This is a genomic window from Niabella agricola, assembly GCF_021538615.1.
Taxonomy (GTDB): Bacteria; Bacteroidota; Bacteroidia; order Chitinophagales; family Chitinophagaceae; genus Niabella; species Niabella agricola.
In genome coordinates this window covers 3,369,331-3,381,144 of sequence record NZ_JAJHIZ010000003.1, presented here as the reverse complement: position 1 = coordinate 3,381,144, position 11,814 = coordinate 3,369,331, and the positions used below count along the sequence as shown (strand labels likewise).

At 48.7% G+C, this 11,814-nt stretch carries 8 protein-coding genes; 2 read left to right on the top strand and 6 right to left on the bottom strand.

What is annotated here, in order from left to right; translation table 11 throughout:
- Positions 1 to 22: 22 nt before the first annotated feature.
- Both polA and LL912_RS19505 read right to left on the bottom strand, forming a co-directional pair.
- Complete coding sequence (polA, locus tag LL912_RS19510; RefSeq protein WP_235555284.1) at positions 23 to 2,863, bottom strand: DNA polymerase I; 2,841 nt, start codon at positions 2,861 to 2,863, stop codon at positions 23 to 25.
- A gap of 925 nt (positions 2,864 to 3,788) precedes the next feature.
- Positions 3,789 to 4,463 carry a TapB family protein gene (locus tag LL912_RS19505; protein WP_235555283.1) on the bottom strand — a complete coding sequence of 225 codons (675 nt, stop codon included), beginning with the start codon at positions 4,461 to 4,463 and terminating at the stop codon, positions 3,789 to 3,791.
- A gap of 180 nt (positions 4,464 to 4,643) precedes the next feature.
- Here LL912_RS19505 and LL912_RS19500 point away from each other — a divergent pair, with 180 nt between their 5' ends.
- Positions 4,644 to 6,686 (top strand): OmpA family protein, encoded by a 2,043-nt coding sequence (locus LL912_RS19500; RefSeq protein ID WP_235555282.1) that lies wholly within the window; start codon positions 4,644 to 4,646, stop codon positions 6,684 to 6,686.
- Positions 6,687 to 6,727: 41 nt separating this feature from the next.
- On the opposite strand, the gene LL912_RS19495 is transcribed toward LL912_RS19500, so the two are convergent.
- The 4 genes from LL912_RS19495 to LL912_RS19480 all read right to left on the bottom strand — a co-directional run bounded on the left by LL912_RS19495 (position 6,728) and on the right by LL912_RS19480 (position 11,236).
- Positions 6,728 to 7,144, bottom strand: a complete 417-nt coding sequence (locus LL912_RS19495) for a hypothetical protein (protein ID WP_235555281.1) — start codon at positions 7,142 to 7,144, stop codon at positions 6,728 to 6,730.
- A gap of 422 nt (positions 7,145 to 7,566) precedes the next feature.
- Positions 7,567 to 10,017: a glycoside hydrolase family 9 protein gene (locus tag LL912_RS19490; protein ID WP_235555280.1), complete on the bottom strand. Its 2,451-nt coding sequence runs from the start codon at positions 10,015 to 10,017 to the stop codon at positions 7,567 to 7,569.
- 124 nt (positions 10,018 to 10,141) lie between these two features.
- Positions 10,142 to 10,699, bottom strand: coding sequence for a hypothetical protein (locus LL912_RS19485; RefSeq protein ID WP_235555279.1), 558 nt, complete (start codon positions 10,697 to 10,699; stop codon positions 10,142 to 10,144).
- A gap of 66 nt (positions 10,700 to 10,765) precedes the next feature.
- Positions 10,766 to 11,236, bottom strand: coding sequence for a hypothetical protein (locus tag LL912_RS19480; RefSeq protein ID WP_235555278.1), 471 nt, complete (start codon positions 11,234 to 11,236; stop codon positions 10,766 to 10,768).
- A gap of 245 nt (positions 11,237 to 11,481) precedes the next feature.
- Between LL912_RS19480 and LL912_RS19475 the strand changes: the two genes are divergently transcribed.
- Positions 11,482 to 11,787, top strand: coding sequence for a helix-turn-helix domain-containing protein (locus tag LL912_RS19475; protein WP_235555277.1), 306 nt, complete (start codon positions 11,482 to 11,484; stop codon positions 11,785 to 11,787).
- Positions 11,788 to 11,814: the final 27 nt, after the last annotated feature.

Sequence of the window (11,814 nt, the reverse complement as noted above, 5' to 3'; positions counted from 1 at the left end):
CCGGAAGCCATGATTCGGCAGATCAATGTGCTTCCAGCCAGTTGTTACCCTCTCCGCATTCCGCAATCACCGGTACATCAAAAGGAAGCGGCAATGCGATCTGCATATTTTCAATGATCAATGGTTTTAGTTCATGTACTTCCTCTTTTAACGCATCAAAAATCAACTCATCATGCACCTGCAGGATCATCCGGCTTTTGAAGCCTTCTTGTTTCATGGCGGTATACACTTTTTGCATCGCCAGCTTGATCATATCGGCGGCGGTTCCCTGGATGGGAGAGTTAATGGCGTTGCGTTCGGCAAAGCCTCTTACGGTAAAATTGCTTGAGTTGATATCCTTTAGCCAGCGCTTGCGTCCCATCAGGGTTTGTACATAGCCGTGTTCCCGGGCAAAATTGATGGTATCGTCCATATACCGCTGGATGCCGGAGAACTCTTTTTTATAGCTATCGATGATGCCCTTGGCCTCGGTACGGGAAATGCCCAGGTTATCCGCCAGGCCGAAAGCGCCCTGACCATAAATGATTCCGAAGTTTACGCTCTTTGATTTATAGCGCATTTCCCGGGTCACCGCTTCCATCTCCACATTAAACACTTTGGAAGCAGTTGCAGTATGAATATCAGTGCCTTGTTTGAAGGCATTGACCATATTGGGATCACCGCTCATGGCCGCTACGATCCGGAGCTCAATCTGCGAGTAGTCGGCCGACAACAATACATGCCGTTCATCACGCGGAATAAATGCCTTCCGGATCTCTTTACCCCGTTCGGTACGTACGGGTATATTCTGAAGATTGGGATTATTGCTGGCCAGCCGGCCGGTAACCGCTACGGCCTGCCCATAGGTGGTATGCACCCGCCCTGTTTTGGGGTTGATCAGCTGCGGAAGGGCATCCACGTAGGTAGAGCGCAGTTTGGTCAGCTCCCGGAAGGTAATGATCTGATCAGCGATGGCATGCCCCTTTGCTGCCAGCTTCAACAACACATCCTCTCCGGTCTGGTACTGGCCGGTTTTTGTCTTTCGGGCCGAGCTGTCCAGCTGCAGCCGTTCAAACAGCACCTCTCCCAGTTGTTTCGGCGATGCCAGGTTAAATTTTACCCCCGCGATCTCAAATACTTTTTTTTCTGCTTCGGCAGCATCCTTTTCCAGTTCCTTTGAATAGTTCTTTAAAAACTCTTCATCAATGCGGATCCCTTCAAATTCCATATTGGTCAGCACCTGTACCAGCGGGTTTTCCACTTCTTCAAACACCTGCCGCACCTGCCGTTGCTCCAACAGGGGTTCAAACACTTCTTTCAACTGCAGGGTAATATCGGCATCTTCGGCTGCATAGTCTTTTATTTTTTCAATTTCCACATCCCGCATCGTGCCCTGGGTCTTCCCTTTTTTGCCGATCAGTTCTTCAATATGTATGGGTTCATAGCCCAGATATTTGGCGCTCAGCTGGTCCATACTCCGTTTACCATCCGGTTCAATCACGTAATGGGCCAGCATGGTATCAAAGATCTTCCCTTTGGGCTCCACACCATACCATTTTAATACCAGCAGGTCGTATTTTAAATTCTGGCCGATCCAAAGCTTGCTTTCATCTTCAAATAAAGGCGCCAGCAACGCCAGTATCTTTTTTGTTTCCTCCTGTTCGGCCGGGCAGGGAATATAATACCCGGTTCCTGCCTTAATGGAAAAGCTCATGCCCACCAATTCTGCAAGATTCGCATCGATATTGGTGGTTTCCGTATCAAAACAGATTTCCGTTACCGGCAGCAATTCTTTTACCAGTTCAGCGATCGCTGCTTCCCCGGTTACGGCTTCATAAACCGGTTGCGTATCTTTAATAGTTTTTAAGGTTGTAAAGCCTTCAGAAGCGGCTTCCGTTTCCGCAGGCAGCGGCTCCGCTGCTTCCGCTCCGCCGATTACATTTCCAAACAAGTCTATCTGCAATCCCTTGCTGGCCGGCGTTTTTGCTGCCGGGGCAGCCAGTTCGCCGGCTTCATCTCCCAGCAGGCGCTTGGCCAGTGTCCGGAATTCGAGCTCGCCAAAGACCTCTTTTAATTCGTCTTTATTCCAATCCTTGATTTGAAAATCCTCTTCATGAAATTCAACCGGCACATCCGTAATAATGGTAGCCAGTTTTTTGGAAAGAATGGCCAGATCCTTACCCTCCTGTACCTTCCGGCCAAGGGCGCCTTTTATATTGTCCGCATTAGCGACCACATTTTCCAGGGTTTCATATTCCGCCAGTAGCTTGGCCGCTGTTTTTTCTCCCACACCGGCGATCCCGGGGATATTGTCAACGGCATCGCCCATCAGTCCCAGTACGTCAATCACCTGCGATACGTCTTTTATATTCCATTTGGCGCAAACCTCCTCGGGCCCCATAATTTCCACATCACCACCCTGATAACCGGGTTTGTAGATCTTTATTTTATCAGTAACCAGCTGTCCATAATCCTTATCCGGTGTTACCATAAATACATCGTACCCCGCTGCTGCCGCTTTTTTACTCAGGGTTCCGATGATATCGTCCGCTTCGTAACCGTCTGACTCGATCACCGGTATATTAAATCCTTTAATGATACGTTTAATATCCGGTACGGCGATCATGATATCTTCCGGTGTTTCCTGGCGGTTGGCCTTATAATCGGCATAATCCGTATGGCGCTCCGTAAGGGCGTGTGTATCAAAACAAACGGCCATATGGGAGGGCTTTTGTTTATTGATCAGCTCTACCAGGGTGTTGGTAAACCCGAACTGGGCATTGGTATTTTTATTTTTACTGGTGATGCGGGGACTGCGGATAAGTGCATAATAGGCGCGAAAAACGAGCGCGTACGCGTCTAACAGAAATAACTTTTTCTCCATTCCGCTAAGGTAATGTATAGAATCTAAAACGCGATAAGGGAACAATAATAGGCAGGGTAAATGATCTTAAGGGTTTCCGGCAGGTTTCCCGCTGATCCCGTAGATTTTTCCGCTGATCTTCGCTGATGACTTCCGCCTCTGCGTTTCATCTGCAGGTAAAAGAAAGGCGTAAAGAGGCTTAGCTATTTAATGGCCACTTCCCCGCAGATTTTCGTGGATTTTTTCCGCTGATCTTCGCTGATTGCTTTCCCATCGACGCCTCATCTGCGCTATCTGCGGAAAAAAAATACAAACAGCTTACTCTATCGAAATCAATTCCGTTTTCCAGTATTTCGATTCCGTGCGCATCACACTGAGGCCCAGCACAAACCATTCCGTTGTTTCAATCTTAAGGGGACTTCCCGGTCGCCACTTTCCCGCAGATTTCCGCGGATCTTTCCGCTGACAATTTCTGCCGCTGCGTTTCATCTGCGCGATCTGCGGGCAAAAACGTCCGGAAGGTTAGCTATTCAATGGAAATTAATTCGGTTTTTCTATACTTCAATTCAGAGCGCACCACGCCAAATCCCGGTACAAACCATTCCGTTGTTTCAATCTTAAGGGGAACTTTCCGGTCGCCACTTTCCCGCAGATTTCCGCGGATCTTTCCGCTGACAATTTCTGCCGCTGCGTTTCATCTGCGCGATCTGCGGGCAAAAAACGTCCGGAAGGTTAGCTATTCAATGGAAATCAATTCGGTTTTTCCGTATTTCGATTCGGAACGCACCACGCCAAATCCCGGTACAAACCATTCCGTTGTTTCAATCTTAAGAGGAACTTTCCGGTCGCCATTTTCCCGCAGATTTCCGCGGATCTTTCCGCTGGCAATTTCTGCCGCTGCGTTTCATCTGCGCGATCTGCGGGCAAAAAATGTCCGGAAGGTTAGCTAATCAATGGAAATCAATTCGGTTTTTCCGTATTTCGATTCGGAGCGCACCACGCCAAATCCCGGTACAAACCATTCCGTTGTTTCCATTTTAAAGGGCACTCCAAAGCCCATGTTGATCAGCATTTTTGACTGGTAAGTAATCTTATAGGCATCCCAGCTGCCGGCCGGGGTACTCACCTTTTCCTTTGCTTCCACGTTGCGGTTCGTTATATCCAGGGATACAGAAGCCGGGATACCCGTTGCCATCTTCATATCCATTTCAAAACTGCCGTCTTCCAGGTCCTGTCCAACACTGAGAGAGGAAGGATACTCCAGGTACATGCCTTTGGCACTGGCTTCCGTCGATTGCAATTGTCCGCTTTGTTGCGGCGCCAGCATCATTTTCATATCCATCAGCAGCACACCGCCCTTGCATTGAACAGTACCGGAAGATACCGCCAGGGATTTGTCTTTACGGTCAAACACCTCCGATCGCAATGCCGCGGTGCTATTGCCTCCGCTGGCCGTTATCTCCGTGGTTTTATATACTACTTTGCCGTCGGAGCTCCCTTTTTTATTAAAGATCCCGATGGTGATGGTTTTGTTTTTCTGAAAAAAATAATACCCGCATTGGGCGGAGCCGCTTTTATAGGCTGCCAGCAGGAGCAGGATCCACACCCATTTTGTTTTCATATGCCTGTTGTTTAATCATGAATAGGTAAAGCTACCCCTTCCGCCCCGGTGATACTATCGCCAAAATGAGGGAGGCTGTAGCGCTACATATTGGACCCAGGTTTTTATACATGCGGCTTTTCATCTATATTTACCGCAAATCTGGCTACTATAACCATTTTTATTTTATTCAAAACGACCATGAAAAAAAGATTGTTACTGCTTTCCTTTGTCTGCCTGCTGGCCACCATGCAGGTAGTTATGGCACAAGATGATGTTGTTACCAGCACTGCCAGCACCGATGATCCGGGATATCCTTTGTACCAAACGGGATTTTATACCGGGCTGCGCGGCGGCTACCTCTTAAAAAACAAATCCCTTTGGGATAACCCGCTTTATCACCTGGGCAATGGAATGTTTGCAGAAGTGAACGGTGGCTGGCGGAAGAACGCTTTTGGATGGGAGCTGGCGGTTGGCATGCTCCAAATCAAAAGAAATCATCCGGAAATGCACCGTTTTACCGCCACTGCTGAAGAGGTACTGCGGGGAATGGGTAATTCCGGGCAGTTTAAAAATGCGCTGGACTCTGGTCAGGCAAAAAACGATTATTTTACATTTCCCGAAAGTACCCAGCAGGTAAGCGCCGTTAAAGATTTTAAGGGATACTATCTACTAACCGGCCCCCGCCTCTGGTTTGGGCGACAAAAGCTGCAGGGCTCGGTTTACGCCCAGGGAGGTATTTCCATGAATCGCTTTGGTTATTATTACCTGAAAGGAAATGGGGCGTCTCCGGATCGGTATACCTATAGTTATAACAATACCCTGGTCTCCAGTGCTCCTGTTAACGAGGTGGCTATCGGAAGCCCAACAGTAGGTACGGCCACCGCAAATGTGGAGGGCAATTATGAAAAATATGGCATGAGCAGCGCTTTTTATGATGCTTATAAAGCCAGCGGTGCCGCCAGTCCGGCAGATATTAAAGAAAAAAACAAAATGCAGTTCCTTGCCCGCGGGGGAGCCAGCCTGGAGTTTTTCTTTTCCCCCAAGGTTTCGTTGTCAGCCGGTGTTGACTATTGGTACATTCCTTCCCCTGAAATGAAGGGGCAGGCAGCATCCAACGGTACCGTAAGCGGCAGCATCAATCTCTATAAAACAGATGCCGCCTCCGAACGGGATATGCGTTATTCCGATAAATACACGTTTACCCGGCCCTATACCGAAAAAAAGAACCTCGGCTTTTTAAGTGCCAGCCTGGGCCTGAAGATCTGGCTGGGCAAAAAACGGCCGGTGCCGGTCAATGATCCACCGGTAGTGGTACCGGCGCAACCACCCGCCGATAAAAACCTGGCGGTAAAGGTGATCGACAAACCCACCGGAAAACCGCTGGATGGTGTGAATATCCGGATTGAAAAAGAAGGCGACGAATCTGTTATAGAAACCATGACCCGGGAAGATGGCAGTATCCCCTTACAAAAGGCGCTGGCAACCGGGAATTATAAAATCACCGGGATCAAGAATGGTATTAAAACCACGGAAGCGGCCGTTGCTATTGCTGATTTTTCCGCGCCGGCAGCAACCATTTACCGGGAGCTGATCCATAATGATATCCGGTTTACCCTGGCAGGGAAAACCATCAACAAGGCGGACATGGGCCCACTTCCGTTTATCCAGACCTCTCTCACCAATGTGACCCGCGGCAGCGCGGAGCAGAAAACCTCCGATTCCGTTGGCCGGTTCTATTACCAGCTGGATCAGCAAACGGATTACAACGTCATCGCACAGAACAAGGGCTATTTCTCCAACCGGGAAAAAGTTACCACAAAAGGATTGAACCGTAGCGAAGTGATTTATGTAAACCTGGCGCTGGAAGTGATGGAGCTGAAGAAAGACGCATCCATTGTTTTAAAAGATATTTATTACGATTATAATAAATGGGACATTCGTCCGGATGCCGCCGCCGTACTTGATAACCTGGTAACCACCCTGAAGGAAAATCCCGCGGTTAAAATAGAGTTATCATCCCACACCGATAGCCGCGGTGGTGATGCGTTTAATATGACCTTATCCCGCAAGCGCGCAGAATCAGCCGTGCGCTACCTGGTAAGCAGGGGTATTGCGGCAGACCGCCTGAAGGCAAAGGGTTATGGAGAAAGCCGGTTACTGAACGACTGCGGCAACGATGTGCCTTGCAGCGAGGAGCAACATCAATTGAACCGGCGTACGGAGATAAAAGTGCTGGAGTAATCCATCAAGACCTGTTAGGTCTTTGCTCACCGCGGGCAGACCTAACAGGTCTCTTCACTTCCCGGCAGCCACCCGCCAATGGTTGCTTTAAGCGGCGCCAGCAGGTCCCAGAACCAGCGGTTTGTATCATGTTCCTTTTCCCCGCAATCGATCACCGCGCAATATTTTTGAACGGGATGCAGGAGCTTTTTTACCAGCTTCAGATCAGTGAGCCGCGCAATAAAATCCGCAAACTGGTCTACGTATACATGCCCCCAGATCTCCACAACCAGGGAATCCGGCGCAATTTCCAGTTTGCAACGGTATTGTGCTTCATAGGCCTGTAAGATCCCGGCTACCAACTGTTCCGTATGTTGCTCTGGTCCTTTGTCCAGGAACTGCCACAGCGCTTTATCATTGTGGATATGAATGGCGTGCAATTCCATATCAATGGTTACTCCGGATAGGATGATCTGCATAAAGGAGAAAAATAGTTTGCTGTTGCAAAATAGGATAAATGTTCAACACCGCGGTTCCGCAACTATCTATATGCCTCAAGTTAACAACAGGTCAACTGCCATAAAATGTAGCACGAAGAGGCCTTGGGCTGAGAAATCGGATCTTTGATAGAAAGCAGGCGCAGCGCGCCGCAAATCAATGTAACAAGAGTCCCATGGACTTGCTTTTAGCCGCAGCGCGGCGGGAATCTTTGGGCAACGGTTCATATTACCGGTGCGCTGCACCTCCATTCCTTCTTGTGTTCATTGCTAATAAGTGCAACGTTGCGCTGCTGCTTTTACGCTTTAATGCTTAAAATTAGCTTAACGCCCATGTTAAACTGGTGGATTTTAACGCGTCTCCTTAGGACCAAAACACGTGTGCCTCTTTTTTCCTTTTTAACCTAAAACTCCGCCACCAGCATCAACCACCTTGCCGCGGGCGCCCCCCAAACCTCCTTATAAGTAGCCGTGTTAAATTGCGTCCAGTAGGGCCGGTCTTCATTAAAATAAGATTGCATACCAACGGGTATGCTACCTACCGTTTCTCCCGGCAGGGCGGTATATAACTGCGGATAGTTACTGCCTTCTCCATAGATCAATGATTGCCCGAAAGGATTTTTACCCACGATCCAGAACAGTTGCTGCTCGGCAATATCCATCAATGTTTTATCTTTTAAGATCCGCCCGCAAATAGCAGCGGCTTTTCCTGTTGAAAGACTTACAGCGCCATTGCCCTTAAACGAGAACCAAACCGGGAAAATACGCAGCCGGTGCTCCTCATCCAGCCTGATACCATTCTCATATTGCTCTTTATAATCCGCACCGGCACCGCTCCGGATTCCGACCTGCACGGCATAGAAATTCGCCGAATCTTTTACCTCATCCCGGTGATACACGCCGCTGGGCACCATGCCATAGGGCTGTACATATTGCATGATCTTTTTCAGATAAGTTCCATACAGGGTCATTGAACGGATCCACTTCCCGTAATCTGCATGCTTGGGCTGGGTTTCGCAGAGTGCCGCCAGGGCTTCCATATAGGCATAGTCCCGCGACTGATGCGTATAATGCACAATGGAACGTTTGTCCAGGTCGCGGTAAAAGAAACCGCTCAAGCCATCTTTATCCTTTATGGGCTCCGTGCGTTGACATTGCAAAGTGTATTGAATGGCCTTCACTGCTTCGTCAGCATATTTCTTTTCACCGGTAAGTTGATACAGCATACTCGCGGCCCAGGAGATATTGGCCATATACTGACTTTGCGAAGCCATCCCCGCATGACCACCGCCCTTTTTATTCAGCTCCGCATAACCCAGTTTTTCAAACCGGTCGAGGGCAAATCCAAAATCTTCAATGGCGATCTTCCGGAGGTTCTGTTTTAGGGCGTCATCATTGTTGATCATCTGCGAAGCATAGGCCTCAATACCGGCAAGCAGGAAGTTTTCCAAGGCACCGTTAAACACCAGCACCGAGCGACGTGCAGAATCATCAATGGTGCCGATCGCGCGGTCAGTCCACAGGTTGGTGCCCCAGGTCTGCGCGCGATAGCCATTGCCCAGGCGGGAGCGCATCACAAAATCCATTCCCCAAAGGGCTTCTTCCATCAGCCGGTTATACAGTTGTAAGTTGTTCTTTTCCTTTGCACGCGCGGCCATTTCAAATAATGATAAAGAGATCTCCCCCGTTTGCAGGGTTTGCTGCGACATATCGGCCGCATCGTGCCAGCCGCCGTTTATGGGAATTGTCTTCCCCTCAAAATCCGCATGCAGATCCGTATGACAAGCCCCATGTTTGCCGGGCACCGGGTAACCGCAGCGTTCGGCATACAGGAAGTTAATCATGCGCCAGGCTGAGTTATCCCATACATCTTTATGAATGTAAAATGGCATTGTTTGCACTGTTCCCGCCTGTATGATATACTGCCCTTCTGTTTTTAGATCCGAAAAATCGGCTGTCCGGAAGGAACCGATATTCGTTTGTTGCTCGCGGACCTTACCGGTATACACCACGCGACCGGTTTGTGCATCTTTTACCTGGAAGGCAGCCGGGTTGCCCGTTACATTAATGATCGCCGATTTTTCGCTACCCACCCGGTAGCCGCTGGTAGAAAAAATGATCCGGTCGCGGGCCGGGGTCCAGCCGCGCACGGTTTCCGGGTTATCTACGGTTTGCAGTTCCACCGCATCCACATCAAACTTCAGCGAATCGCCCATGGTGAGTTCCTTTCCAAAGGTCTCAATAGCAAAGGAAATTTTGGTCACCTTATCCCGGGCCAGTCCGGTCATTTCTACAAAGCATTCGTTCCATTCACCGTTCTTCAGATTGATCTCATGATAGCCCTCCCGCCCGTATTTGTCCGGAACCTTTGTAACCCCATCGTTTTCTACATAAAGATTCAAATAAATGCTCCGGGCGCCCTCGCAATCGGGATAGATATAAAATTTAAGCCGGTTGTATTTTTCCCAATTGGCGCCCCCCACATTAAAGGAGGCCAGGCAGGTGCCCCTTCCCAGGCCCCAATCCGGCAGCGTGGGCGAGGTTGCCGGTGCGGCCAGCCGCAGGCTGTATTTGCCGGATTTGCTCCGCTCCGCTGTTTGGCGGATGCTGCCAATACCCTTGTGCGTCCATACGCCGATGTCTTCCATATCGCAGAGCATCACCGTATGCAACACTTTCTTTTTGATACCCATCGCTTCAAAGCCCTTTGATGGATCCAGTGGTAACAGGCTTTGATGGATGTACCCGGTCTGGAGCAATTCCTGCTTTAGCTTGGGATCGGGCTGGGCCAATAACACATGGGTACAAAACAACGCTGCAAGCGTGGCGAGCAATGGTTTAAGGATCGGGTTCATGGTTTGGGTTTAAATCGTTTTAAAACGGAACATCTCTTCTTTGTATAACGAATATCCTTTGAAACAGATAGCCCGGTAATGGCAACGCGTTGACCGGGTATTTAAAGTTAGGTAAAAAAAGGATTCAGCGTTGTGTGATAATGTATGCCGCTTCCAGCAGTTTAGTAAGGTAGAGCCATAAGGAGAACAGGTCCATCTCAACCTGGATGGAGTCATCCGTCGTGCAATAATACAGGATCTCGTGCAGGTTGGCCCTCCAATCTCCGCGCGGCTGGTATTCAAAAAAAGCCTGGAATACTTTAAATGGATCCAGGTATTCTTCTACCGAAATAAAATAAGCGGTAAAGCTGCGCTCCTCCATGGGTACATCATTTTTAAGCAGGCTGTTGGGTATGGAAGGCGCCGCCGTTGGCTCCTGCTTTTCAACCGTATTGCAGAGATAATGGGCCGCTTCAATAACCGAGTTAATGGCCATAAATGCCAGGTGCACATCATAAAAGCGTTCTTTGTGCTGCGGCCTGAAGGGATGTATAAAAAGAAACACATGCAGCAGGATTTTGCGCAGTTTATGCAGATCACCTGCGTCGGTAAAGCAGCGGGCAAATACCCGGTAGGGATTGATGGTTTTTTCAAGGCTCCAGCATTCTGTTTGAAAAGGATCGGTTGTGGAAAGGGTTTTCATATGTTTTGTTTTGGGGGTGAAAGGAGGGAAAGACCTGTGAGGTCTGCACCTGGCGTGGTATAGACCTCACAGGTCTATGATCCCCGGGAAGGCGGTAATAATTTCCCCGGCGGCATCGGTAATAACGGTGAGTATATTAACTACGCGGCCGGTGGTATCATATCCAACGGGCGCGCCGGTATCCCATACCCGCTGCAGCAATTCACTATCCGGCACCGGCGCGGGTGGTTGCTGGTACGCATCTCTTATAGCGGCGGCAATAGCCGGTATGGACAGGGTAAACTTACTGGCCAGCGGGTGGCGCGGTACCTTATAATAATGGCGCTCTAAAATATGCGCCAGCGCCTTGGCGCTCAGGTACCAGTTTTTGCGCAACAGCTTTTTACGGTTTTTTACCGGCAGCTGCCAAATAAGCTGCTCCTGCGATTGTTGCAGCCAGCATTGGGTATCTGCCAGCAAAAACAGTACTTGCAGCCACTGGGCTTCATTAAAATGGGGATTGGTGTTGGGTGCGGGTGTAGCAACGGCGTTGTCCATAACAAAAAGTTTTAGGCTGGCACCCGCACAAAAAAGCGTGGTGCTCAACTTACCGAATAGAGGTACTGGTATACCCGGAACGGATAAGAGAGCCCACGCCATAACGTAGACAGTCCACTTATTCTCCCGTTCCTTTGAAAATTACCAGTTTTCTATTCGAGATTTTAAGCGAATTGCTTCTTTTTTCCTCTAAGAAGAAATTCAAAAATATAACAACCCAAAGATATAAAACAAAAATGACAAATATGTCATTGTTTAAAACTTTTTTTCCGCTTCCCTTTGTAATCATGAGTCAATATCGGAATGACGAACTATTAACAGGCATTGCTATCGTGGCAAAGCAGCTTCGGGAAAAGCTCGGACTTAGCCAGGAGGAGGTTGTCAACGATATAAAAATCAAAACCGATATCTCTATTCATATAGGCCGAATAGAAACCGCTGTTGGAAATATTTCTATTAGTAACCTAAGCCTGCTTTGCGAATATTATAATATTCCTCTTTCAAAATTTATGGCAAAAGTTGAAGAGTCTGTGAAAAAGACAAAAAGGTAATGCACATGGATTCTCTATTTGTTATTT